The organism is Flavobacterium sp. B114r, from assembly GCF_056824125.1.
This window is the reverse complement of the sequence record NZ_CP124858.1, coordinates 1550318-1574944: the sequence shown is the minus strand read 5'-3', so window position 1 is coordinate 1574944 and position 24627 is coordinate 1550318. Positions and strand designations below refer to the sequence as shown.

24 protein-coding genes are annotated in these 24627 nt (G+C 33.6%); 14 read left to right on the top strand and 10 right to left on the bottom strand.

Translation table 11 applies throughout. The annotated features are described in order from the left end of the window. The first annotated feature begins 52 nt into the window (after positions 1-52). Positions 53-1009: a geranylgeranylglycerol-phosphate geranylgeranyltransferase gene (locus tag QLQ94_RS07010; protein WP_271336325.1), complete on the top strand. Its 957-nt coding sequence runs from the start codon at positions 53-55 to the stop codon at positions 1007-1009. A gap of 333 nt (positions 1010-1342) precedes the next feature. After that, positions 1343-2251, top strand: a complete 909-nt coding sequence (locus QLQ94_RS07005; protein ID WP_271336324.1) for a pseudouridine synthase — start codon at positions 1343-1345, stop codon at positions 2249-2251. A gap of 74 nt (positions 2252-2325) precedes the next feature. Here the strand turns inward: QLQ94_RS07005 and QLQ94_RS07000 are convergent, their stop codons facing one another. Beyond that, positions 2326-2922 carry a DUF937 domain-containing protein gene (locus QLQ94_RS07000; RefSeq protein WP_271336323.1) on the bottom strand — a complete coding sequence of 199 codons (597 nt, stop codon included), beginning with the start codon at positions 2920-2922 and terminating at the stop codon, positions 2326-2328. Positions 2923-3184: 262 nt separating this feature from the next. After that, positions 3185-3685: a DUF456 domain-containing protein gene (locus QLQ94_RS06995; RefSeq protein WP_271336322.1), complete on the bottom strand. Its 501-nt coding sequence runs from the start codon at positions 3683-3685 to the stop codon at positions 3185-3187. A gap of 48 nt (positions 3686-3733) precedes the next feature. On the opposite strand from QLQ94_RS06995, the gene QLQ94_RS06990 reads away from it, so the two are divergent. After that, on the top strand, positions 3734-4117 hold the full coding sequence (locus QLQ94_RS06990; RefSeq protein ID WP_271336321.1) for a hypothetical protein: 384 nt from the start codon (positions 3734-3736) through the stop codon (positions 4115-4117). A 46-nt stretch (positions 4118-4163) separates the two neighbouring features. Beyond that, entirely contained in the window at positions 4164-4643 is a 480-nt protein-coding gene (locus tag QLQ94_RS06985) for a hypothetical protein (protein ID WP_271336320.1), read from the top strand. 14 nt (positions 4644-4657) lie between these two features. On the opposite strand, the gene QLQ94_RS06980 is transcribed toward QLQ94_RS06985, so the two are convergent. After that, positions 4658-5605, bottom strand: coding sequence for a lysylphosphatidylglycerol synthase transmembrane domain-containing protein (locus tag QLQ94_RS06980; protein ID WP_271336363.1), 948 nt, complete (start codon positions 5603-5605; stop codon positions 4658-4660). Between the two features lie 114 nt (positions 5606-5719). On the opposite strand from QLQ94_RS06980, the gene ruvC reads away from it, so the two are divergent. The 7 genes from ruvC to QLQ94_RS06945 all read left to right on the top strand — a co-directional run bounded on the left by ruvC (position 5720) and on the right by QLQ94_RS06945 (position 10424). Continuing rightward, positions 5720-6274 carry a crossover junction endodeoxyribonuclease RuvC gene (gene ruvC, locus QLQ94_RS06975; RefSeq protein ID WP_271336319.1) on the top strand — a complete coding sequence of 185 codons (555 nt, stop codon included), beginning with the start codon at positions 5720-5722 and terminating at the stop codon, positions 6272-6274. Positions 6275-6366: 92 nt separating this feature from the next. After that, entirely contained in the window at positions 6367-7503 is a 1137-nt protein-coding gene (gene hemW / locus QLQ94_RS06970; RefSeq protein WP_271336318.1) for a radical SAM family heme chaperone HemW, read from the top strand. Between the two features lie 94 nt (positions 7504-7597). Further along, on the top strand, positions 7598-8398 hold the full coding sequence (locus tag QLQ94_RS06965; protein ID WP_482499419.1) for a cyclase family protein: 801 nt from the start codon (positions 7598-7600) through the stop codon (positions 8396-8398). 100 nt (positions 8399-8498) lie between these two features. Further along, positions 8499-8897: a GNAT family N-acetyltransferase gene (locus QLQ94_RS06960; RefSeq protein WP_271336316.1), complete on the top strand. Its 399-nt coding sequence runs from the start codon at positions 8499-8501 to the stop codon at positions 8895-8897. Next, entirely contained in the window at positions 8897-9247 is a 351-nt protein-coding gene (locus tag QLQ94_RS06955; RefSeq protein ID WP_271336362.1) for a DUF4260 domain-containing protein, read from the top strand. The genes QLQ94_RS06960 and QLQ94_RS06955 overlap by 1 nt, the downstream gene beginning before the upstream one ends. Positions 9248-9255: 8 nt before the next feature. Continuing rightward, the gene (locus QLQ94_RS06950) at positions 9256-9627 is read left to right on the top strand and encodes an MmcQ/YjbR family DNA-binding protein (protein WP_271336315.1); all 372 of its coding nucleotides are present in this window, start codon (positions 9256-9258) and stop codon (positions 9625-9627) included. A 71-nt stretch (positions 9628-9698) separates the two neighbouring features. Continuing rightward, positions 9699-10424: a PH domain-containing protein gene (locus QLQ94_RS06945; protein WP_271336314.1), complete on the top strand. Its 726-nt coding sequence runs from the start codon at positions 9699-9701 to the stop codon at positions 10422-10424. A 107-nt stretch (positions 10425-10531) separates the two neighbouring features. On the opposite strand, the gene QLQ94_RS06940 is transcribed toward QLQ94_RS06945, so the two are convergent. Beyond that, positions 10532-12166: an IS1182 family transposase gene (locus QLQ94_RS06940; RefSeq protein ID WP_072959494.1), complete on the bottom strand. Its 1635-nt coding sequence runs from the start codon at positions 12164-12166 to the stop codon at positions 10532-10534. Positions 12167-12304: 138 nt separating this feature from the next. Next, entirely contained in the window at positions 12305-13405 is a 1101-nt protein-coding gene (locus tag QLQ94_RS06935) for a DUF4407 domain-containing protein (protein WP_271336313.1), read from the bottom strand. A 234-nt stretch (positions 13406-13639) separates the two neighbouring features. Here QLQ94_RS06935 and QLQ94_RS06930 point away from each other — a divergent pair, with 234 nt between their 5' ends. Both QLQ94_RS06930 and QLQ94_RS06925 read left to right on the top strand, forming a co-directional pair. After that, on the top strand, positions 13640-16450 hold the full coding sequence (locus tag QLQ94_RS06930) for a TonB-dependent receptor (protein WP_482499417.1): 2811 nt from the start codon (positions 13640-13642) through the stop codon (positions 16448-16450). 73 nt (positions 16451-16523) lie between these two features. Then, the gene (locus QLQ94_RS06925; RefSeq protein ID WP_271336311.1) at positions 16524-17582 is read left to right on the top strand and encodes a phytase; all 1059 of its coding nucleotides are present in this window, start codon (positions 16524-16526) and stop codon (positions 17580-17582) included. A 136-nt stretch (positions 17583-17718) separates the two neighbouring features. Here QLQ94_RS06925 and pckA read toward each other — a convergent pair whose 3' ends face one another. Continuing rightward, a complete protein-coding gene (gene pckA / locus QLQ94_RS06920; protein ID WP_271336310.1) occupies positions 17719-19323 on the bottom strand; it encodes a phosphoenolpyruvate carboxykinase (ATP) in 1605 nt (534 codons plus the stop codon). A gap of 300 nt (positions 19324-19623) precedes the next feature. Continuing rightward, entirely contained in the window at positions 19624-20010 is a 387-nt protein-coding gene (locus QLQ94_RS06915; RefSeq protein ID WP_271336309.1) for a DUF423 domain-containing protein, read from the bottom strand. 192 nt (positions 20011-20202) lie between these two features. Here QLQ94_RS06915 and QLQ94_RS06910 point away from each other — a divergent pair, with 192 nt between their 5' ends. Beyond that, complete coding sequence (locus tag QLQ94_RS06910) at positions 20203-21567, top strand: saccharopine dehydrogenase family protein (protein WP_271336308.1); 1365 nt, start codon at positions 20203-20205, stop codon at positions 21565-21567. A gap of 108 nt (positions 21568-21675) precedes the next feature. Here the strand turns inward: QLQ94_RS06910 and QLQ94_RS06905 are convergent, their stop codons facing one another. The 3 genes from QLQ94_RS06905 to QLQ94_RS06895 all read right to left on the bottom strand — a co-directional run bounded on the left by QLQ94_RS06905 (position 21676) and on the right by QLQ94_RS06895 (position 24072). Further along, positions 21676-23106 (bottom strand): energy transducer TonB, encoded by a 1431-nt coding sequence (locus QLQ94_RS06905; protein WP_427402085.1) that lies wholly within the window; start codon positions 23104-23106, stop codon positions 21676-21678. Then, on the bottom strand, positions 23103-23474 hold the full coding sequence (locus tag QLQ94_RS06900) for a BlaI/MecI/CopY family transcriptional regulator (RefSeq protein WP_271336306.1): 372 nt from the start codon (positions 23472-23474) through the stop codon (positions 23103-23105). The genes QLQ94_RS06905 and QLQ94_RS06900 overlap by 4 nt, the downstream gene beginning before the upstream one ends. 175 nt (positions 23475-23649) lie before the next feature. Continuing rightward, a complete protein-coding gene (locus QLQ94_RS06895; protein ID WP_271336305.1) occupies positions 23650-24072 on the bottom strand; it encodes a toxin-antitoxin system YwqK family antitoxin in 423 nt (140 codons plus the stop codon). Positions 24073-24627 lie beyond the last annotated feature (555 nt).

Genomic DNA, 24627 nt, shown 5'->3' with positions numbered 1-24627 from the left:
TTCAAGTTTTAAAACAAGCCCTTAAATTAAAATCCCAAACGAACTTTAAAAAATGTTAAGCAGACAGCATAAACTTTTAGTAATGAAAATTGTTAGCTTGTTCTCAGTAGTGAGAGGTTACAACATTCCTATTATTGTTTTGGCACAATATTTATCTGCTATTTTTATATTAGCTCCAGAGAAAAGAGCCCTTGACATTTTACTTGATTTCAACTTATTTTTAATCGTTTTTGCTTCTGCAATTACTATTGCATCAGGATATATTATTAATAATTTTTATGACAGCCAAAAAGACTTAATCAACAGACCCAACAAATCGATGTTGGACAGATTGGTAAGTCAGAAAACAAAACTTTTGGTTTATTTTACGCTAAATTTTATTGCCGCTTTAATGGCTTTGATTGTTTCCTGGCGTGCATTCTTGTTCTTTTCGGCTTATATTTTCCTGATTTGGTTTTACTCTCACAAAATAAAAAAATACCCGATTATTGGAAATCTTACCGCAGCTTTCCTGGCCGTTTTACCTTTTTTCGCAATTTTGCTGTATTTCTACAATAAGGTTTCGTTCGAAGAAATCGAAGACCATATGAGCCATTTTATGGTAATTTCAGCACATGCCGTTTTCTTGTTTTTGCTATTGCTCATTCGGGAGATGATCAAAGATTTAGAGAATCTAAAAGGTGACTTAGCTAATAATTACAGAACAATTCCCATCATCTATAACGAAACAGTTTCTAAGCAAATTATTACCACTTTGACAATACTAACAGTGGTTCCTGTTTATGTTTTAATCAACATTTATGATGTAGGTTATATGGACATCTACTTTTATGTCTGTTTTGCTGTTTTACTATTTTTCCTGATTTATTTATGGAAATCGAACTCTAAAGAACAATATTTATTACTTCATAATGTACTTAAATTTTTAATTGTCTCGGGAGTTTGCTGTATCGTTTTGATCAATCCGAGTATTTTGTGGCACGGGAAGAATCTGCTTTTAAAGTCTTAAGAAAACAGCCCACATATTAGGCATATTACACAGATTTCTTTATTTTAATGTTTTGTGATCTCTGCATTAACTTTGCAAAACTTTGGGCTAAAACTTCTTTTCAAAATGTATAAAAGAAGCCAATTGTTTGAACCTAGCCCCAATAGAGGCGATATCATTGTAGTCCTGAAACTTCGGGATGAAACAAGATAAAGCCGAAAGCGGGAAACCTGCCTGAAAAAAGCCAATTGTACGGCTCCAGTAACACCAAAAATAAAAGGCTATTAATCTAAGGACAATGAACTTAGGATTATTTAGCAAGAATAAACTATCTTTGCACAAATTACAGAATTTATGAACAATAAGGAAGGCAATAATAAAAGAGGTGGTTCTAGGCCAAATAGTTCTAGACCAAGCTCTAACAAGCCAAAACCTCCTATGGCGAAGCGCGCGCAAGGGCCAAAAAAAGTGAAACCTGCTGTTAAGGCTGCCGAAGAAGAAAAGGCTGAAAAAATCAAAAAACAGAATCAGGCTCCAAAAAGACAAAAAGCTGCAGACGAAATTCGTTTGAACAAATACATCTCTAATTCTGGAGTTTGTTCACGTCGTGATGCTGATATATACATTCAGTCTGGAAACGTTAAAGTAAACGGTATTCCGGTAACTGAAATGGGTTATTTAGTAAAATTGAATGATGTTATTAATTTTGATGGTGTTGTTTTGACTCCTGAAAAGAAAGAATACATCTTATTGAACAAACCTAAAAACTTTACGACAGCTCTTGACGAAGGTCAGGAATTTCGTAATGTATTAGAACTTGTTCGTGGTTCTACAACTTCAAAAATTGCTCCGATTGGTAGAATGGACAAGAACACTACTGGTTTGTTGTTGTTTACTAATGATACGGATATGATTCGTAAATTTACTTTACCGAGTCAGAAATCATCAAAAATCTATCAGGTTTCGTTAGATAAAAACTTGAAATTTGAGGATTTAGAAAAAATCAGCAAAGGTTTAGTTCTTGAAGGACACCGTGTGTTTGTTGAAGAAGTAAGCTACATAGAGAAAGAAGCAAAAAGCGAAGTAGGCCTTAAATTACGCTCATCGAATGTAAAAGTAGTTCGTGCAATTTTCGAACACTTTGATTATGATGTTTTACGTATTGACCGTGTATCATTTGCAGGTTTAACAAAAAAGAATTTACCTAGAGGTAACTGGCGTTTTTTGACTGACCAAGAAGTTATCAATTTGAAAAACGTTTAATAAACGAATCAAAATCGATCTAAATATAAATCCTGTTTTACATTTGTAAGACGGGATTTTTTATTTTTCAGAAGTTAAAAAAAGTTATGACCAAAAAGTGTAAAAATAGATCTGCCGATAGATTGGTTTTTTTCTTCAACTGATTCGTAACATGAAAATCCAAGGATAATTTTGATTCCGGGAGGAATGCTATTTAAAATATCTCTTTTTTGATCGTCCAGTAGCAATTTTAAACTATCTAAAATTTGGACATTATTTTTAAGGTAAGAAGCAACTAATAACGCTGAAAAGTTTAGAATCTCTCTGGCGGTCTCGCTTTTGATCCCGACTTCGTTAGAGATCATTTCAGAAATCCTACCCTTTTTATTGGTAAAGATTTCTTTCAGTAAAGCGTTTCCTTCTATCCGATAACAATCATCTACCGATAAAATCCGACCGGATGTAAAATCAACTTCCTGATAAAATGTAGAGCCTTCCTGTATTTGCGAAACAACTTCTTTGCAAAAACCCGATTCCTCGGCCCTATTGTACAAACCCATTAAAACTGTACCTATCGAAACATCAATTCCCTTGATTAAAAGTGCATCATTTTCAAAATAAAACTTGTTCAATTTTGAAACAACATTAGAAGAAATAAAACGTCTAAGTTCAATTTGTAGGTTTGGGGTCATACTTAAAGTGTTTAAAAATTATTTAAATCCATTAAAAATAACCGATAAAGTGAGGCTTTTTATCGTTTATCAGGATAAAAATATAAAATATTTTAACATTTCCAAAAAATAAGTTAAAAAGTAAAGGCTTCTGCAAACAATTATTTAACAAAAAAAACGTTCTCAGCCAATAAACATAACGCTTTCGTTATCAAACCAAAGTAAAAAAATATTTTATACAAAAATAAAAAAATAAGAAAAAAGCTTAATCTGTATTACATAATTAAAACAATAATGTTCGATATTCCCATGTCGTGTGCAGAAATATACCTAGAAAAATAATACAAAACATAAAGTTGATAAAGCTGGAGGCAAGAAACCCTAGTAGTGATCCTGTTGCAGCTTTTAGTGCACGCTGATGATTTTTAGAATCATAAATTAATTCTCCAACAAAGGCGCCAACAAACGGACCAATAATAACTCCAAAAGGTATAGGGGCCAAAATACCAACGATCAAACCGATATTAGTTCCCCAAATTCCATAAGAACTTCCTCCAAATTTCCTGGTTCCTTTTGCAGGAATTACATAATCCAGAATCGTAATGACTATCGTAATCAAAAGTGTAATCCCTAAAACCCAATAATTATTTTCAACCGCTTTTGTCATATACAACAATAATAAACCTACCCAACAACTGGATAAACCCGGAAGAACAGGTAAGAAACTACCAAAAACACCAACAATCATACATATAAAACCGAGTAACAACAATAGTAAATCCATATATTTTTTTGTAATTTTGTATCTAAAGATCCTTAGTAAAGCCAGCCAATGCGTAAACTTTTGCAAATAGCATTATTTACTTTATTGATTATTTTGATCAATAATACTACATATGCACAAAACAAAAAGCTTTCTGTCGAAGATCAATTAATTCAGGATAGTATTTATAAAAGTAATAAGAAAAAAGTTTTAAATTTTTCTATGAAAGATTTTGACAAACTTTTCTTTGAATACTTTAGTCGCAAAAATGATCCGGATGTTGTTTTAACTAAAAAAGATTTTTACAACTATACTGTTCAAATTGCTGCTTTCTCAGATCGCTTATCATCCTTATATCCTGAACAAAAAGAAGTTGCAGCGCAAAACAAAGAACAATGGCTTTCAGAAAGCTACGAAGATTATCTTCAATACAAAGCATCTCAAAAAAAATAATCGTATTTTTGCACCTAATTAGTTCATTCAATTCAACATCAAAATCTTGAAGCAGTTTTTCCTTTTTTTAGTTCTCTTATCTATCAATTCTTGTCAATATTTTGAGAAGAAGGTTCCGTCTGAAAAAGAGTTACTTCAAAAAGAATTAAAATCAATCAACTGGAAAGAAGTCGACGAATATCCATCAGTCACTAATTGCGACAAAATCACTGATAAGAAACAACGTCAACAATGTTTTTTTGAAGTTATGGCGCAACTCATTCAGCAAAAATTAGACATTGATACACTTTCAATCCTATATCCCCAACTTGACACGATAGAAGTAAAAGTTACCGTTTTCCCGAACTCTACCATGAAATTCGAACCACAATTTCCTAAAGATTCAGTAGCTTATGACACAATCAAAATAGACAGCATTTTACATGCCCGTCTTGTTGATTTTCCAAAAATAAATCCGGCATTAAAACGTGGACTTCCGGTAAAAACTCAATTTATTTTACCCGTTATTCTTAAAGCTAAAGACTAGAAATAAATACTATTTTATAATTCTGCTGCTTTTGTTTTAAAATTCAAGACGTAATATGTTCCTATAAACACAGGCAAAACTACATTAAGAAACCACATCAAAGTACTAATAAAAACGACAATCCATTCGTTTACGCCTAAAATTCCAAAGTAGTATATGGCAACACTTCCTTTTACAGCAAAATCCAAAAACTGAAAAGTAGGCAATGATGAGGCTAAAAAGTAAACTACTGCAATTGTGGCAATCAGTGTAAAATAAGGCAGATCAACATCAAAAGCTAAAAACAAAAAATAGTATTGATGAGAGAAAACTAAATAACGCAAAATTCCAAAAAGAATATTTTTACGATGAATTGGTTTTGGAATTTCATTGATCTTATGTAATAACTTCTCAATGGAATATCCTTTGATTTTTATTTTCTTCAACGAAAACAAAATCACAAAAACCAACACAAAACCTCCAAATAAAATGGCAACCGTCTGAGTGGTAATGACCTCATATTTTGCATTGAAATATAGCAATCCGAAAATTCCAAAAACAACAGTCAGAACCATCTGAATTCCGTTGCAAATCAAGTTCAGAAAAACTACTTGTTTCGTTTCAGTTTTCGGGTAATACAATGCTTTTCCGGCATATTCCCCTACTCCGTTTGGAGTAAAAATTCCTGCTGTAAGTGCCGCCAAAACTTGCTTTGTGGCTTCTGCCAATGAAATTTCCTGAATGACTTTGGCTAAATTCTGCCATTTCAAAATCTCAAAATAGCGATTCAAAACACTCAGAAGCAATATAAACCCAATTCCTAAAACAGATTGATTTTTACGAAATAACGTGATAAACTTTTGCCAATCGAGTTTATCGTTATTCGCCAACTGATTATAAATAAAATAAAATGCGCCACCTACAATTAAAAGTTTGACCAGAAGAACTAGGAATTGTTTAGCTTTGTGAGGAATTGAGATCATGCTGCAAAAGTAATCAATTTGGAAATGTGGCAATTTGAAAATGAGAAAATGAATTTCACTCATTTTTTCAACAACTTTCAAACTTGAAACCTTAAACTTGAAACAAAAAACCCCTTGATAAAAGAACGCATCATATTAGGTATTGACCCCGGAACCACTATTATGGGTTTTGGATTGATAAAAGTCATTAATAAAAAAATGGAATTTTTGCAATTGAACGAATTGCAACTTTCCAAATACGACAATCATTACCAAAAACTAAAGATTATTTTTGAGCGTACTATCGAGTTAATCGAAACGCACAATCCTGACGAAATCGCAATTGAAGCCCCTTTCTTTGGTAAAAACGTACAATCGATGCTAAAGTTAGGTCGCGCGCAAGGTGTTGCAATGGCAGCGGGACTTTCGAGAGATATTCCGATTACAGAATACGAACCTAAAAAGATAAAGATGGCGATTACCGGAAACGGAAATGCCAGTAAAGAACAAGTAGCCAAAATGCTGCAACAGCTTCTAGGCTTAAAAGAATTACCCAAAAACCTGGATTCAACTGATGGTTTGGCAGCGGCGGTTTGTCATTTCTTTAATTCAGGCAAAATCGTTGCCGGCAAAAGTTATACGGGCTGGGATGCTTTTGTAAAACAAAACGAAGATAAAGTGAGGAAATGAGAAAATGTGTCAATTAGAAAATTAGATAATTCTTGTATTGTGGATATTTAATTTTCTAATTGACTCATTTTCTAATTATCTAATTAAAAAAAATGAGCGGAATCTACATTCATATTCCTTTTTGCAAGCAGGCTTGTCATTATTGCGATTTTCATTTTTCGACTTCTATGAAGAAGAAAGATGACATGGTTTTGGCTTTAGCCAAAGAAATTGTCCTGCGCAAAAATGAATTTAAAGGTGAAATTATAGAAACAATCTATTTTGGAGGAGGAACACCTTCTGTTCTGAGTAATGACGAAATTAACTTTCTAATTTCTGAAGTTTACAAAAATTATAATGTTGTCGAAAATCCGGAAATCACACTTGAAGCTAATCCGGATGATTTATCTACAGAACGAATTTTCGAATTATCAAAAAGCCATATAAACCGTTTAAGTATAGGAATTCAGTCTTTTTATGAAGAAGATTTAAAGATGATGAATCGCGCCCATAACTCGGCGGAAGCCATAAATTGTTTAACCGAAGCAACTAAATATTTCGATAATATTTCGCTCGATTTAATTTACGGAATCCCCGGATTGACAGATGAAATGTGGAGAAAAAATATTGAGACTGCTTTAAGTTTTGGTATTCCACATATTTCAAGTTATGCTTTGACAGTTGAACCCAAAACAGCTTTAAGAAAACTAATCGATACTGGAAAAATTGCCGAACCTCAAGACGAAGTGGCATCGAATCACTTTATGATTCTGGTTGAAACGCTTGAGAAAAATGGCTTTATTCACTACGAATTATCGAATTTCGGGAAAGAGGGATATTTCTCTAAAAACAATTCCGCATATTGGCTGGGCAAAAAATATATAGGAATTGGTCCTTCAGCACATAGTTATGATGGTGAGAAAAGAGGTTGGAATATTGCCAATAATTCTCTTTATATAAAATCAATTCAGAACGATGAACTTCCTATAGAATCTGAAATACTAACCATTTCTGATCGTTATAACGAATATATTATGACGGGTTTAAGAACAATTTGGGGCGTTTCTTTAGATAGAATCGAAACCGAATTTGGTTTGGATTATCTGAATTATCTAAAAAAACAAAGTCAGAAATTCTTAGATGACGAATTGCTTTTTATCGAAAATAACATCTTAAAACCAACCGCAAAAGGAAAATTTTTAACGGATGGAATTGCAAGTGATCTGTTTTACTTAAATTTGGAATACTAAAAAATAGGACGCTGATAAAACGGATGCAAGCAACGCTGATTGTAAAAATCCGTAAAAATCCGCGTTAGAATATCCGTAAAATCCGCGTTTCATTATGCTAGCACTTATTGACAACAAATATCAAATAGACTTATCAAAACCCATTGATATTTCGATTCCGTTAACGAATACAGACGAAAACCCGATTGCCTGGTATATTGAAAAACCAGTTATTGAACCCGTAGTTTTTGGAGATTGGATTGGTAAAGTTTCTGAAGGAAAATCATCGACGAATTTCAATAATATTTTCTTTAATCCGCACGGGCATGGAACGCACACGGAATGTTTAGGGCATATTACGACTGATTTCTATAGTATTAATCAAACGTTGATACAATTTTTCTTTTTTGCAAAATTGATTACGGTTGAACCGGAAAAGATTGGAGATGATTTGGTGATTACTAAAAGTCAAGTTGAAAAAGAAATGCATACTTCGACTCCGCTCAGTGTGACAAATGCTTCGACTTCGCTCAGTCTGGCAAAACCTGAAGCTATTATTATCAGAACGCTTCCCAATCAAAAAGACAAAAAGTCAAGAAAATATTCGAATACAAATCCTCCTTATTTATCTGAAGAAGCAGCGATTTTTATCCGCGAAAGCGAAATTCAGCATTTATTAATCGATTTGCCAAGTGTAGACAAAGAACATGACGAAGGAAAATTACTGGCACACAAAGCATTCTGGAATGTAAAAAACACTTTAAACTTAAACGCTGATGCCAGATTAAATGCGACAATTACCGAAATGATTTATGTTTCTGATGAAATCGAAGATGGAGATTATATTCTAAATCTTCAAATCGCATCGTTTGAAAATGACGCAAGCCCGTCAAAACCTATTTTATATAAGATTTAAAGTTTGCCACGAATTTCACTAATTTGTACTAATTTTTTACATGCTTGCAAAAAAAAATGATTCATGAAAATTAGTGAAATTCGTGGCAAAAAAAACAACTATGATTACAGTATCTAAAGATAAAACTAAACTTGACGTTCCGTTCATTCAAAACTTTTTGAAGAATATTTATTGGGCCGCAGGAAGAACTATTGAAGAAGTTCAAACTACTATTGATGCTTCAGTTTGTTTTGGAATTTACTTAAATGGTAAACAAATTGGCTTTGCCAGAGTCATTACAGACTATGTCGTTTTTGGATATGTAATGGATGTTTTTATTACCAAAGAACATCGCGGAAAAGGATATTCATCTATTTTGATCGAAAATATGATGAACGAACCAGTTCTTAAAAATATTCAAATTTGGAGATTAGCCACAACTGATGCTCATTTTTTATATCGTAAATTTGGTTTTACTGCTCTGGAACATCCTGAAAAATTAATGGAGAAAAAACTATGATGAAAACAGTTATTAAACTCGAAGAATTAAGTTTATTTATTCTTGGGATTTTTTTATTCAATCGTTTAAATTTTGAATGGTGGTGGTTTTTAGTTTTAATTTTAACCCCGGATTTATCAATGCTTGGCTACCTCTTCGGCAACAAAAGCGGAGCATTTTTTTACAACGTATTTCATCATAAAGGAATTGCACTTTTAGTTTATGCTACAGGATACTATTTAAGTATTGAAACGATTCAGTTAGCCGGGATTATTTTATTTTCGCATTCGGCAATGGATCGGATTTTTGGTTACGGATTGAAATATGAAAAAGGTTTTAAATACACTCATTTAGGTGAAATTGGCAAATAAGAAATGATATGAATCTAGAAACATTTTACGAATATTGTCTTTCGAAGAAAGGCGCGAGCGAGCATTTTCCTTTTGACGAAAATACTTTGGTTTTTAAAGTTGGCGGAAAAATATTTGCATTATCTTCCTTATCTCAGTGGGAGAAAAGCGAACCATCAGTCAATTTAAAGTGCGATCCGGAACGCGCTCAGGAATTAAGAGCGGAATATGACGAGATAAAACCCGGATTTCATATGAGCAAAGTACACTGGAACACGATTGCCTTAAACGGGAATTTATCAAATACTTTAGTCAAAGAATTGATCGATCATTCGTATGAATTGGTTTTCAAAAGTTTGACAAAGAAAATTCAGAATGAAATTATTGAATTAGAAAATTAGGCATTACATTTGCATCGTAAGATAAAAAACTTAACAACTCAATTAATTTGCAACTTAGCAACTTATAGAACATGAAAGAACAATTTAAAAAATTTCTGAACGAAGAACAAGATCCAAAAGCGATTGAAAAAATCACTTCGAAACTCCATGATTTATTGATGAAAGGTGAAGAAATTGGATATATTGCCGTTCAAAAAAAACCGGCAATTACTGTTTTTCCTGATAGTATTGTATTAACAAACAAACGAATCATTATTTGCCAGCCTAAAAATTTAGGTCTTTCAATGGATTTTACAGATTACACCTGGGACAATGTTGCCGGTGCTTTTGTAAAAGAAAACATTTTAGGTTCAGAATTCTCATTTAATACCAATACTGATTTATCAATTTCGATTGATTACATTCCGAAAATTCAGGCCAGAAAAATATATACTTACGCGAAAGAGCAGTTAGATTTAATAAAAAATCCAATTGTTGCCGAAACACCAGTTGTAGAAACTGCACAAGTTATTGAAGAAGAAGATGATATTGAAGAAGTTGAAGAGGAAGTTGAAGAAGTTGACACGGAGGAAGTAACAAATTTTGCTGAAATTATGCCAGCTACTACTCCATCGTATACGGAAACATATGAGCCAATTCAACCTGCTCAACCTACCACAGGCGATCGTAAATTAAGTGATTTATCTAAAGAAGAACTTTTTGATAAATTACAGAATTACAAAAAATTGCTTGATAATGGATTGATCATGCAAGGAGAATATGATGTTTACAAAAAAGAAATATTGAGTTATATGTAAATTTTTCTAACCGCAAAGAACGCAAAGTTTTACGCAAGGTTCGCAAAATTATAAAAGAAAGAGGTTGTCTGAAAAGACGACCTCTTTCTTTTATTATACTAGTAGATTTACAGAGTGTTTCTTGAAAAATGTAAATTTGGGCTAAAATGGTCTTCTATAAACTTTTCTAAAGCTTCTACGAGATCAAAAATGAGGTTAAAATTGCCCAAACGGATTTTAGCGATCCATTTAGAAAAGTTGTGAGCAATAGCAATCAGGCCAAATTCAGTATTTACTTTGGCTGTTTTGGTAAGTGTAAATCTTTTAAATCCTTTGTTTTGCTTGATGTTACCAAAAACCGGCTCTGGTTCAATACATCTTTTACTATAAATTTCCCTGCCCAATTCACTTTCTAAATTCTCTCTTGCCTTGAATTTCAGTCTTTGAAGATTGTGATTAATTTCTATCCGTCTGTTCCCCTTAGCTTTAAAGCATTGCCCCCGCAGAGGACATCCTGCGCAATTTAAAGCCTCATATACCGAATGATACTGTTCAAAACCAGTTGTAGTTTTTGATTTCTTAGTAAAGATACGAGGCATTTGCTGCCCCATTGGACAAACCAAAAAGTCTTGCTCATTATTATGAAACAGGTTTTGTGCGTGGAATAAATTGTTTTTATGCTTACGGGTCTCTTCGATACGGTACATGTTGTAGGGAACAAAAAAATCAATTTCTTTGTCTTCAAGGAGTTGATAATTTTCCTCACTTCCATAGCCCGCATCGGCTATAACTTTTGCAGATTGTTTGCCGTAGTTGCTTTTGAATCCTTCTAAGTGAGTCTTTAATGTGGTAAAATCAGTAGAAGTCTGGTGGGTGGAGTAATGTGTAATAATTTGATTTTCTGTAGAAATCTGAATATTATAACCCGCTTTTAATTGTCCGTTGCCCATATGATCTTCTTTCATGCGCATAAAAGTAGCATCGGTATCGGTTTTCGAATAACTGTTTCTATCCCCCAGAATTTCGAGATGTTTCTCATATTCTTTAAGTTTTACAAGCTGTTCTTTCTCGAGTTTTTGAAGTGATTTGTTCTGCTGTTTACTCAGCTTCTGCTTTTTTTCACTTTGGTTGATCTCGTGTATTTTTTCTTCTAATTTCTTACTGTCTACCTTGGTATCAGTTTGGTTATCAGTATGCATAATATCTGACTCGATAGCCTGACCAATATCTGCCAGAACAGCATCGATTTTTCCCTGAAGCCTGTCTTTATGTTTTTCAACTGCTTTCTTCCACACAAAGCTGTATTTATGTGCGTTGGCTTCTATTTTAGTACCATCAATAAATTGTCTCTCCAGGCTAATGAGCTCTAAATCTACCATCATCAGAACGACCTGGCTGAAAAGTTTTTCGATATTCCCTTTTAATTTTTTTCCTCTAAAGTCATTGATAGTTCTAAAATCCGGCTGAAGTCCTCCCGAGAGCCACATAAAATATATATTCTCCTTCACGGCTCTAGCCAGCTTTCGGCTGGAATAGGTATTATTGAGATATCCGTAAAACAATATTTTCAATAACATCTTAGGATGGTAGCTGGATCTTCCACCGCCTTTAAACTGTGATATAATCTCGGAAATTTCCAACTGTTCAACAACACTGTCTATTAATCGGGCAGAATGATTCTCTGGGATCAGATCATTTAAATTCAATGGAAAAAGATCTTGCTGGTGAACCGAATGAGGCTTAAAAACTGGCTGCATAATCATTGATTTTAGTACTTAAATATAAGAAAAATCAATGTGTAAAACAAAAAAAAACTGCCCGAAATTACTTTTCGGACAGCCTCTTTATGCTTTTCTTCACGTGCTTTGCGTAAAACTTAGCGTTCTTTGCGGTTAAACTCTCTACAAAGTTGCTTTCTGCTTTTCTACAAAACTATTCGATTGCAATTCTAATAACTCTGTTGCATTTTTTCGTTGCAGATCGTACAGATTTTTATCTTCGGCGATATCAGCGTATACTTTATCGTGCATCGCTGCACTAGTTTTTACCAATAATTCACGTTGGTATTTATTTTGTGCCAAAGTCGCTTTCATTGCAGTTTCGGCTTCTTCCTGTTTAAAATCGAATTCCCCTTTTGGCGCTAGTAATTTTGCTATAATGGGAGAAGTTTCGATTGCTAAAAACAATAACATGATAAAGAATGACGGCAACCATGGTAATTTATCCAAAGCGTTTATACGTGCCATTAAACCATCAAAACCTTCAATAATAGGTTGTGTTTGAGATACTTTTTTATCTAAATCGGCTTGTAATTGTGTACCTGTTTTCTCTTTCTCAGCAATTTTAGCTTCATTAGCCGTTTTTAGAGTTGCAAATTCTTTTAATGCAGCATCGTGTTTCTCACGCTTTTCTTTATAAACCGGACCTTTACCCAGTTTTTTAGTTCCGGTAGTTCCTTCGGCTTCTGTGATATAAGTAGAATAAAGTGCATTTACTTCTTTTTCTTTATTCAGAATATCTCCTTTCAAAGCTGCAATCTCGCCTTTATTTTTATCTAAATCTGATTTGAAGTAATTACCTACTTGCTTTTTGTTCGCCAATTCCATTTCATTTTTCTCTTTTAATAAAACGGTATTGATTTCTTTTTCGAAAATTTTAATTTCCAAAGGTTTAGAAATTACAATGGCAATAATGACAGCCAACATAATTCGAGGTGTCGCTTGTAGAAATTCATCAAAAAAGCGATCTCTTTTTTTGATAGTCGAAACGATAAATCGGTCTAGATTAAAGATTAACAAACTCCATACAAACCCAAAAGCTACAGCTGGATAAACAGAGTCAAAAACCGTAAAAAGTGCGTAGGCACTGGCTAAGAAAGCCATAACTGCTGTAAAGAATACGGTGGCGCCAATACCAACATATTTGGTTTGTTCGCCTTCTGAGCAACTTTCGAGTACGTCTCGATCAGCCCCAGAACATAGGATGAAAAATTGTTTCAACATGATTGATGATTTTTGATTGTGATTGATAGGGCAAATTTAGAGCCAAAAAATTAAAAATGAGCTAAATAGTTGATTTCTTTTTATTTGACTCTATAAAAAATCCTTTTTTATTAAATGTTATTTTAACATTAATTTATTTCTAATGTTAGAGAAAACCATAACATTATGTTAATTTTTTTCAACGTCTTTAATAACATTAAGGTTCTAGTTTCGCAAAAAACAAACTAAAACACAATGAAGAAAATTTATTTAGTAGTAATATTTATGCTATTGGCCTTTTCAGGTTATGCTCAAAAAGCGATAATCTCAGGAAAAGTATTAGATATTGACGATAAACTTCCTCTGCCGGGAGCAATGATCCAGATTGTTGGTGAAAACAAATACACGGTTTCAGATTACAATGGTCGTTTCGAATTATTAAACATTAATGTTGGAACATATAAAGTAGAAGTAAAATACATTGGTTATAATGCCACAACTCACGAAATCATTGTAGAACAAGGTAAAAATAATGTGATTGATTTTGCGCTTAAAACTTCAGGAACAGAGTTGAACGAAGTAGTTGTTGGAGACATTTTAAAAGGTCAGGCAAAAGCATTAAACCAACAAAAGAACAGTAAAAATATCGGAAATATCATTTCATCTGATCAAATGGGGCGTTTTCCTGATGCCAACGTTGGAGATGCTTTAAAACGTGTTCCGGGTATCACAATGCAAAATGATCAGGGTGAAGCTCGTAATATTATTATTAGAGGTTTAGCTCCATCTCTGAACTCAGTAACTTTAAATGGCGACCGAATTCCTTCTGCAGAAGGCGATAACAGAAACGTACAAATGGACTTAATTCCGTCTGATATGATTTCGACTATTGAAGTCAACAAAACGTTGACTCCTGACATGGATGCAGATGCAATTGGTGGTTCTGTAAATCTCGTAACAAGAGCAACTCCTAATGGCGAAAGAATCTCTGCAACTCTTGCAGGAGGTTATATGCCAATTCGCGAACATGCGACTTATACAGCAGGTTTAGTTTACGGAAATCGCTTTTTTGACAATAAATTAGGTGCTGTTTTTAGCGGATCATACAATAACGTAAATTACGGATCTGACAATATCGAAAACGAATGGGTAAAAGATAAATTTGGTAATGAATATCTGCAAGCTTCAGAAATTAGAAAATATGATGTACAACGTATTCGCCGCAGCGGTTCTGTAGCTTTAGACTATAAATTTGATGAAAACAATACTATTTTCGCTAATGCCATTTACAACTGGAGAGACGACAGAGAAAATCGTTTCAGAACTACATATGATGATATTGCCCCTATTTATAATGGTGAAGAAATTACAGGATTTAAAGGTCGTGTAAAACGTCAGACAAAAGGAGGAATTGATAATGATCGTGATAAAAACAGAAGATTAGAAGATCAACGCGTTCAGAATTACTCGATTCGCGGAGAACATTTAATCAATTCTAAACTTGATCTAGACTGGTCTGCCAATTATGCAAAAGCAAGGGAATATCGCCCTGGAGAACGTTATATCGAATACCGTCAAAAAGGATTAGAAATGACTCAGGATTTATCAGATATCAGATTTCCTTTAATTACAACAACTGGAGAATCTCTGGATAAGTTCAAATTTCAAACGGCTACAGAAAACACAAATGAAACCAGCGAAAGCGAATTTGGAGCAAAATTAAATATCCGTTTTCCTTTTACAATTATTCCTTCTGAAAAAGGAAGATTGAGAACCGGACTTAGACTTCGATTGAAAGAAAAAGAAAGAGAAAATAACTTTTATGCTTATGAGCCAGTCAATAGTGACATGGCATTATTATCACAAGTTCCAACCAGTTATTACGATGGTACAAACTTTAATCCGGGAAGCAAATATGTTCCGGGAAGTTTTGCTTCTGCAAGTTTCTTAGGAAGTCTTGATTTAAACAACGCAGCATTATTCAAAAAATCATCAGATCCTTCAGAATTTTTAGCCGTAAACTATAATGCAAAAGAAAGTATTTATGCTGCTTATGTAAGATGGGATCAGGATTTTAATGATAAACTGTCTATGGTTTTAGGTTTCAGAGTAGAGAACACTCATATTGATTATACCGGAAATCGGGTATTAAACGAAGAAGAATTAGAGAGCGAGATCAATACTAAAAATTCGTATACTAATTTATTGCCTAGTATCTCTTTGCAATATAATGCTACTAAAGATTTAGTCTTAAGAGCTGCTGTTACAACGGCATTGGCAAGACCTGATTATTATGCATTGGCTCCGTATGTAAACAATATTGCTGCTGATAAAGCAATTACAGCCGGAAATCCAGATCTTGATGCAACATATTCATACAATTACGACTTCATGGCCGAGAATTATTTCAAATCTGTTGGTTTAATTTCAGGAGGTGTTTTCTACAAAAAATTAGACAATTTCATATATAATTATAGTGACAATCAATATGATGCTGCAAAATTTGCTGCTGATTTCCCAAATCAGTCCAACCCAATTCCGGCTGGCGAAAACTGGTCATTCTTGCAATCAAGAAACGGAGATACTGTTGACGTATATGGCTTTGAATTTGCTTTTCAGCGTCAGTTAGATTTCCTTCCGGGGAAATTTCTTAAAGGATTTGGTATCTATTTGAATTACACGTACACAAAATCGAAAGCAAAAGGTATTGCGGATGAAGACGGAAACGAAAGAAATAACATCAGTCTTCCGGGAACAACTCCCCACATGTTCAACGCATCATTGTCCTGGGAAAACAAACGTTTTTCTGCCAGAATTTCAACCAACTTTACTTCAGATTATTTAGATGAATTAGGTTCTGAATCTTATAAAGACAGTTACTACGATAAGCAATTTTTTCTGGATGCAAATGCTTCTTTCAAAATTACTCGCAAACTTAGACTTTTTGCCGAAGCAAACAATTTAACCAATCAGCCTTTGCGCTACTATCAAGGAGTTAAAGACCACACTAAACAAGCAGAATATTACCAGGCCAGATATAATTTTGGCTTGAAACTCGACTTGTAACAATCAATTTATAAATTTCTTAAATTAGGCAGAACTTAACGGTTCTGTCTAATTTCATTCAACTAAAATCATAATGAAAAATAAATCAATTCTTTCCTTTTTACTTTTAAGTACCTTATTCATCGCTTGCAAAGACGACAAACTTGCTCCCGCTGCTGCAAATGCTGTAAAACCAACTGTTGTTACTGAAGCTTTGCCGCATGATACTGATGATCCTGCAATTTGGATTCATCCAACAGATGCTTCTAAAAGTATTATTGTTGGAACTGATAAAGATACAGATGGTGCTTTGTATGCTTTTGATTTAAAGGGAAAAATCATTGCAAAATCAGAAGTTTTAAAGCGTCCCAACAATGTTGATATCGCTTACGGCTTAATAATCGACGGAAAAAAAACAGACGTTGCCGTAACTACAGAACGCGAATCAAACAAAATAAGAGTTTTCAGTTTACCTGATTTAAAAGCAATAGACAATGGCGGAATTTCCGTTTTTGAAGGCGAAGAACTACGCGACCCAATGGGAATTGCTTTGTACACACGTTCAAGTGATCACAAAATATTTGCTATTGTAGGCAGAAAATCAGGACCATCCGGAAGTTACTTATGGCAATATGAACTTTCTGGAAACGGTAAATTTGCTACGGCAAAAGTGGTTCGTAAGTTTGGCGCTTACAGCGGAAAGAAAGAAATCGAAGCCATTGCCGTTGATAACGAATTAGGAACTGTTTTGTATTGCGACGAACAATTCGGAATCAGAAAATACAAAGCAGATCCCGCCTTAAACGACAACAAAGAATTGGCACTTTTTGGAAAAACAGGATTCAAAGCAGATAACGAAGGTATTGCGATTTACAAAAAAACAGATTCTACAGGATATATTTTAGTATCAAATCAGCAGGCGAATACTTTTATGGTGTATCCAAGAGAAGGTGCAAAAGGCAATCCGAACGATTATCCTTTATTAGCAGAAATTCCAACATCGACTATTGAATGCGATGGTGCCGATGTAACAAATATCAATTTAGGCGGAAGTTTTAAAAATGGTCTTTTCGTAGCCATGAGCAACGGAATGACGTTTCACTATTACGCATGGGATTTGATCCAGAAACGTATCGACGACGCTAAGAAATAGTTTTTTTTGTTTCAGGTTTCAAGTTTCAGGTTCAACCTAAAACTTGAAACTTGAAACTTGAAACTTGAAACTTGAAACCAACAAAAAAGCTGTTCATCACTGAACAGCTTTTTTTAGTTTGAATTAGTAATCTTCCTTATTCTGTAATCGGTGCGCCAGCTAAAATTTCAGCGTTGGCAAACTCTTCAAATTTGGCGAAATTAGCTTTGAATTTCTGGGCCAATTCAAGTGCTTTTTTATCGTATAGCTCAGGATCTTCCCAAGTATTTCTTGGATCTAAAATTTCACTTGGAACATTAGGACAACTTTCCGGTTGTGCAATTCCAAATACTTTATGATTTTTAAATTCTACATTATCCAGTTCTCCGTTTAATGCAGCAGTAATCATGGCGCGGGTATATTTTAGTTTCATACGGCTTCCTGTTCCGTAAGGACCACCTGTCCATCCTGTATTGATTAACCAAACTTTTACATCAGCATCTTCCATTTTCTTGGTTAGCATTTCTGCGTAACGTGTTGGATGCAAAGGCATAAACGGCGCTCCAAAACAAGCCGAAAAATTAGGCTGTGGTTCTGTAACTCCTGCCTCTGTTCCGGCAACTTTAGCCGTATATCCTGAGATAAAATAGTAAGCCGCTTGTCCAGGAGTCAGTTTTGAGATTGGAGGCAAGATTCCAAAAGAATCAGCCGTTAAGAAAAATATATTTTTAGGATTGTGCCCGATAGAACCAGGCTGAATATTATCGATATGTGTTATTGGGTAACTTACACGTGTATTCTGAGTGATTGAAACATCATCATAATCAACTTCATTGGTTCCCGGTTTGAAAACTACATTTTCTAAAAGTGCTCCTTTTTTGATCGCTCTAAAAATGTCCGGTTCATGCTCTTCTGTCAGATTGATTACTTTTGCATAACAACCACCTTCAAAGTTAAAAACCGTATTTTCTGCAGTCCATCCGTGCTCATCGTCTCCAATTAACTTACGTGCAGGATCTGCTGATAAAGTTGTTTTTCCGGTTCCTGATAATCCAAAGAAAATTGCAGTGTCACCAGCTTCTCCAACATTGGCACTACAATGCATTGGTAAAGTATCTTTGAAAACCGGCAAGATGAAATTTAAAGCAGAGAAAATTCCCTTTTTCATTTCTCCTGTATAACCTGTTCCACCAATAAGAGCTACTTTTTTAGTAAAATCTAAAATGGCAAAATTAGATTGACGTGTTCCGTCTACAACAGGATCTGCCATAAAACTTGGAGCACAAATTACTGTCCATTCCGGAGTAAAATTAGCCAACTCTGAATCTTCTGGTCTTAAGAACATATTGTAACAAAACAAATTCGACCAGGCCGTTTCTGTAACAACACGAACATTTAATCTATAATTAGGATCGGCACAAACATAAGAATCGCGAACAAAGACTTCTTTGTTAGATAAAAACTGTGTTACCTTATTATATAATTTTTCAAAAGCAGCTGGTTCAAAAGGAATATTTACATTTCCCCACCAAACTTGATCCTCTGTAATACCATCTCTTACAATATAGCGATCCTGAGGAGAACGCCCTGTAAATTCACCTGTATTAATTGCCAATGCGCCTGTAGAATTCTCAACACCTTGACCTGATTGCAAAGTGATCGCATGCAATTCATCAGCAGATAATTGGTAACGAACTTTTGCATTTTCAATCCCTAACTCATTTAGCGAAATCGATTGCGAGAAAACTGTGTGACTGTCCATAAATTTTTAGTTGTGTGTGATAATTTATAAGAAGCAAAATTACAGATTTATTATCAATCCTCTAAAAATATTTAAAATTCACTTTTATTTATATCAATAAAGCAAAATTTTATCTTTAAAATCAATTAAACAAAAAAATAACCGCCTCTAATTTGTTTTCTTATAATCCATTAAATGAATTTGTTATATTATTTACGAATTAAAGTAAAAAACAAGACAAATTCACATAAATAAGATTATATGTTATTTATGAGACAAAATTAAAGATTAATTTTCAGATAGAATTTTTTATTCGGGATTTTATGATTTTCTCTTCAAAATCGCAATAAATAATACCGCCCAAGCAATAATTAATAAAAAACCTCCTAAAGGAGTTGCGAATACGATAATTTTAAAATCGAAGACTGTAAGACTTTTTGTTGCCAATAAATAGATAGAACCACTAAAAAGAAGTACTCCTGCAACCACTAAATTATAGATCGTTTTTAAGGTTTTTTCGGCAATATCTTTTCTTGTAGAAAGAAAAAGTAAAAACAGAGCATGGTACATTTGGTAGCGAACTCCAACTTCAAAAGTATTTAACTCTTCTATAGATAAATATTTTTTCAGTAAATGCGCGCCAAAAGCGCCCAAAATGATTGATAACATTCCCATGAAAGCTGCTGCTAAAACAATTTTTCTTTTCATAATTTCTATACTTTTTATTCTCTAACAAAAATACCTCAATACATTTTAAAAAGCATTTTTGTTAGCAAAAATCTTTTCAGGAAAAAGAAATTCATTACATTTTGGCTTTAAAATAAAATATACAACATTTATGTAAAATTAAAATTGTTATATATTTAACAATTTAATATATTTGTGTGATAAATTTAAAATATGAGAAGCATTTTAATTATTGGAGCCGGTAGATCTGCCTCTTCGCTGATACGTTATTTACTATCAAAATCAGAGAGCGAAAACCTGCATATTGTTGTAGCGGATCTGTCTTTGGCCTTAGCCGAAAAAAAGACACAGCATCATCCCAATGCGACTCCACTTGCTTTGAATATTTTTGATACCGAAGAAAGAAAATCAGCGATAGAAAAAGCATCAATAGTTATATCAATGTTGCCTGCTCATTTGCATATCGAAATCGCAAGAGATTGTCTTGAGTTTAAAAAACACCTTGTAACCGCTTCTTATATAAGTGATGCCATGCAAGCACTAGATGAAGAAGCAAAGAAAAGCAATCTTATTTTCATGAACGAAATTGGTCTTGATCCCGGAATCGATCACATGAGCGCCATGAAGGTTATTGATGAAATAAGATCTAAAGGTGGTAATATGCTGCTTTTTGAATCCTTTTGCGGAGGATTAGTCGCTCCGGAATGTGATAACAATCTTTGGAATTATAAATTTACCTGGGCACCCAGAAATGTAGTTTTGGCCGGACAAGGCGGTGCAGCAAAATTTATTCAGGAAGGTACTTATAAATATATTCCATACGGAACTGTTTTTCGCAGAACTGAATTTCTCGAGGTTGAAGGTTACGGAAAATTTGAAGCCTATTCGAATCGGGATTCCCTCAAATACAGATCGATTTATGGCTTAGACGATATCCTGACTTTGTATCGCGGAACAATTAGAAGAGTGGGATATTCGAAAGCATGGAATATGTTTGTGCAATTAGGGATGACGGATGACAGTTATATCATGGAAGATTCTGAAAACATGAGTTACCGCCAGTTTGTAAATTCATTTTTGCCGTATCACCCAACAGATTCCGTAGAAATTAAAACGCGCTTGATCTTAAAAATTGATCAGGACGATATTATGTGGGATAAACTTCTAGAACTGGATTTGTTCAATCCGGACAAAAAAGTGAATTTACCCAATGCAACTCCTGCCCAAATATTAGAGAAAATACTTTCAGACAGTTGGACTTTGGAACCTAATGACAAAGATATGATTGTCATGTATCACAAATTTGGATACATATTAAACGGCAAAAAAAAGCAAATAGATTCAAAAATGGTTTGTATTGGCGACGATCAAACTTATACTGCAATGGCAAAAACCGTTGGATTGCCGGTAGCCATGGCAACATTATTGATTTTGAATGGAAAGATTACAACTCCGGGCGTACAGCTTCCGATACGAAAAGAAGTTTATCAGCCAATTTTAAAAGAGTTAGAAGAATATGGGGTGATCTTTAATGAACAGGATATGCCCTATTTTGGATATAATCCAGACTTATTTTAAGCTCTGGTTTTGTTGTTTTTTTTTTTAGAATTTTTTAGTTTTTAATTTTATCCGCTTCTACTCGCATAGAAGCGGATTTTTTTATTTAAAAGACAATTTAGATGGTTTTTAATTTCCAAAAATGGTTGGCGGGAAATCCATTTTCTGATATCTTCCCTTTACGACCTTATACTTTTTTGGTGTTTCGTTATCTTGAATTGTTATAGGCAAAGTGTACAGAACGCGAACTGGCTTACCCATTTCAGAGCCGGGATTCCATGCCGGAGAAAGTTTTAGAATTTTTATCGCTTCGTCTCCTATCCCGTAGCCTAAATCTTTTAGAATTTTAAATTCAGACAGGGTACCGTCTTTTTCTACCATAAATTCTATAACTATTTTTCCCTCAATTTTATTCTTTGAGGCTTCTTCTGGTATTTTAAAATTTTTTCCGATGAATTTATAAAACTCCGAAATTCCTCCTGGAAACTCAGGATTTTTCAGGATTGGATCCACACTTATTATATCGTCCGATGTTTTGATGGAATCAACTGAAGATCTTGGAGAAACTTTTTCATTTTGCCCCGCCATAGATCCCTGATTTTTATTTAGCGGAATCGCATTTTTTTCATCATTTAAAACAGCAGTTTTAGCACGATTCGTTTCAGTATTAGAACTGACTGCTTTCACTTCTGTTTTAGCTTCCTGTGCCACAGTTTTAACACATAAGAGAACTATTAAAGTTGTAAATACAGGAATAATAGCAATTTTTTTGAAGAACGCCTTGTTTTTTGAGGTGCTTTTTGTCATCATAATTAATCTTTTTTTAGTTACCAGATAATTTAAATTACTTGCCAGATAAATAGTTAGATTTCCATTTCCTTTTTCTAAAAGTAGTTTTTGATAAAATGAAACATTCTTATATTCTTTCACTATTTCCTGATCGGCAAGAAATTCGTGATTAAGCTGGATTGCTTTTTTATAAAAGATAAAGAGTGGGTTAAACCAAAAAATAATCTTTAAAAACTCAACAAACAAAATATCCAGCGTATGTTTTTGAGTTACATGAACCAATTCATGTGTGTACAATTCTTCTTCAATATTTCGGTTTTTATAATCATCAGAATTGACAAAAATGTAATTTAAAAAAGTATGCGGCAGGATTTTTTCATCAATCAAAACCAATTTCGAATTCTTAAAATCTACAACTGGATTTCTGTTCGATTTTGACAAAATATTCCAAATATTACTGCTAAATCTAATTGTCATTAAAAATGTGACTAATCCATACAAACCCCATAAAAAAATCATTGTATAATCAATCTTCTCTTCACTTTGAATTTTAGTAATCCCAGCTTCATCTATACTGATTTGACTTGATAAATTCATTGGAACTTCTTTGATAATTTCGAATGAAACAAAAGGAACCACGAACGAAACTACAATCGAAAAAAGTAAAAAGAACCTATTAAATTGATGCATTTTTTCCCGCTCCAATATCAAATGATAAAAAATCAGGAAAACGCTTAAAGCAATCGTCGATTTTATAAAAAAGTCTGTCATTTTTTCTTTTTTTGAATTTCTGAATCGATTATTTTTCTAAGTTCTTCTAATTCCGAAGTCGACAAATTGGTTTCTTTCGTAAAAAAAGAAGCAAACTGCGATGCCGAATTATTAAAGAAACTGCTGATTAATCCGTTGACATGCTTTGAGAAATAAACGGTCTTTTCGACCAAAGGATAATATTCTCTCGAATTTCCGAATTCGTTATAGGCTACGAATTTCTTATCGATCATTCGTTTCAAAAGCGTTGCAACGGTTGTTGTTGCAGGCTTTGGTTCGGTATATGCTTCGAGCAAATCTTTCATAAAAGCTTTTTCAAGCTTCCAGAGATGCTCCATTAATTGTTCTTCTGAGTTTGATAATTGCATGTTTTTTATTTTTAAGGCACTAAGGTTCTGAGTTACTAAGTTGCTAAGTTTTTTTGCCACTGATTAGAATAATTAAAATAATTTTTCCTGTATGATTAAGATCAAATCTATATTCTATATTCTTTATTCTTAAAAAAAATCCGCGCCAATCCGTTTAATCCGCAAAACCCGCGGGCTATTGTATTTCTTGTTCTGAAATCAAATTGCCGTTATTATAGTTTCTAATTTCGGTTAGTTTTCCTTTATCTGAATAAAACTTCCAATCTCCAAAATAGAACCAATGTGTTTCGACGGCATTAACTTCTATTTTTGTTTTTCCTTTTGATTGTAGTTTTCCGTTTTCATAGTAATATTTTACTTTACAGATTCCGTTTTTGTATTTCTCTGTCTTGTAGATTTTCCCGTTGATGTAGGATTTCCACTTTTTTACTGGTTCATCGTGTTTGTAATACTCGAATGATTTGTACGTAATACTATCCTGCTCATAAATATCAATCCAGGTGCCTTCTTTTTTCTTGTCAATTTTTTGATTTACTGGTTTGCTTTTGCAACCGTAAAGAATAATTCCGCAAAAAAATAATAAAAGAAGGTTTTTCATGTTTTTACAATTAACTCTACAAATGTGTATATTGCTCTACAAACGTAGAGATTAATTTTTAATGCGCAAAAAAAAGTTTTTTTTGTTTCAAGTTTCAGGTTTCAAGCTACTTGCCAATTGAGCTTTCAATCTCCCTACAAGTTTGATGAACATTGAATAGACCCCAGATTTAGCTGGGGTTTAGAATGAATATAGAGAAAAATGGCTTTAGCCGAATAAATTCTAACATATTAAAAATATTTTGGCTAAAGCCAATTCCTTTATAAAACAAAAACTCCAGCTAAATTTGGAGCCTATTCAATTACGATGCTAAAACCTTTGCAACTTTAGACGCACTGCTGTGCGCCTCTACAAAAAACCTTTGTACCTTTGTACCTTTTTTTTTTAAACCTTTGAACCTCTCTAAGCGTTAGGGATAGGAGCGATATCCTTTTTGTTTTTTCTTTAAAAACAAAAAGATATAGCGGATAGCCCGGCCCGGAGGGAAACGCCCATAAAAAATCCGCTTACTCATAAAGAATAAACGGATTTATATTTTGATACCTAACAGGTTTC

Coding starts and splice junctions, on each gene's coding strand:
- QLQ94_RS07010 (WP_271336325.1), top strand. CDS start 53: ATGTTAAGCAGACAGCATAAACTTTTAGTAATGAAAATTGTTAGCTTG.
- QLQ94_RS07005 (WP_271336324.1), top strand. CDS start 1,343: ATGAACAATAAGGAAGGCAATAATAAAAGAGGTGGTTCTAGGCCAAAT.
- QLQ94_RS07000 (WP_271336323.1), bottom strand. CDS start 2,922: ATGACCCCAAACCTACAAATTGAACTTAGACGTTTTATTTCTTCTAAT.
- QLQ94_RS06995 (WP_271336322.1), bottom strand. CDS start 3,685: ATGGATTTACTATTGTTGTTACTCGGTTTTATATGTATGATTGTTGGT.
- QLQ94_RS06990 (WP_271336321.1), top strand. CDS start 3,734: ATGCGTAAACTTTTGCAAATAGCATTATTTACTTTATTGATTATTTTG.
- QLQ94_RS06980 (WP_271336363.1), bottom strand. CDS start 5,605: ATGATCTCAATTCCTCACAAAGCTAAACAATTCCTAGTTCTTCTGGTC.
- hemW (WP_271336318.1), top strand. CDS start 6,367: ATGAGCGGAATCTACATTCATATTCCTTTTTGCAAGCAGGCTTGTCAT.
- QLQ94_RS06965 (WP_482499419.1), top strand. CDS start 7,598: ATGCTAGCACTTATTGACAACAAATATCAAATAGACTTATCAAAACCC.
- QLQ94_RS06960 (WP_271336316.1), top strand. CDS start 8,499: ATGATTACAGTATCTAAAGATAAAACTAAACTTGACGTTCCGTTCATT.
- QLQ94_RS06955 (WP_271336362.1), top strand. CDS start 8,897: ATGAAAACAGTTATTAAACTCGAAGAATTAAGTTTATTTATTCTTGGG.
- QLQ94_RS06950 (WP_271336315.1), top strand. CDS start 9,256: ATGAATCTAGAAACATTTTACGAATATTGTCTTTCGAAGAAAGGCGCG.
- QLQ94_RS06945 (WP_271336314.1), top strand. CDS start 9,699: ATGAAAGAACAATTTAAAAAATTTCTGAACGAAGAACAAGATCCAAAA.
- QLQ94_RS06940 (WP_072959494.1), bottom strand. CDS start 12,166: ATGATTATGCAGCCAGTTTTTAAGCCTCATTCGGTTCACCAGCAAGAT.
- QLQ94_RS06935 (WP_271336313.1), bottom strand. CDS start 13,405: ATGTTGAAACAATTTTTCATCCTATGTTCTGGGGCTGATCGAGACGTA.
- QLQ94_RS06930 (WP_482499417.1), top strand. CDS start 13,640: ATGAAGAAAATTTATTTAGTAGTAATATTTATGCTATTGGCCTTTTCA.
- QLQ94_RS06925 (WP_271336311.1), top strand. CDS start 16,524: ATGAAAAATAAATCAATTCTTTCCTTTTTACTTTTAAGTACCTTATTC.
- pckA (WP_271336310.1), bottom strand. CDS start 19,323: ATGGACAGTCACACAGTTTTCTCGCAATCGATTTCGCTAAATGAGTTA.
- QLQ94_RS06915 (WP_271336309.1), bottom strand. CDS start 20,010: ATGAAAAGAAAAATTGTTTTAGCAGCAGCTTTCATGGGAATGTTATCA.
- QLQ94_RS06910 (WP_271336308.1), top strand. CDS start 20,203: ATGAGAAGCATTTTAATTATTGGAGCCGGTAGATCTGCCTCTTCGCTG.
- QLQ94_RS06905 (WP_427402085.1), bottom strand. CDS start 23,106: ATGACAGACTTTTTTATAAAATCGACGATTGCTTTAAGCGTTTTCCTG.
- QLQ94_RS06900 (WP_271336306.1), bottom strand. CDS start 23,474: ATGCAATTATCAAACTCAGAAGAACAATTAATGGAGCATCTCTGGAAG.
- QLQ94_RS06895 (WP_271336305.1), bottom strand. CDS start 24,072: ATGAAAAACCTTCTTTTATTATTTTTTTGCGGAATTATTCTTTACGGT.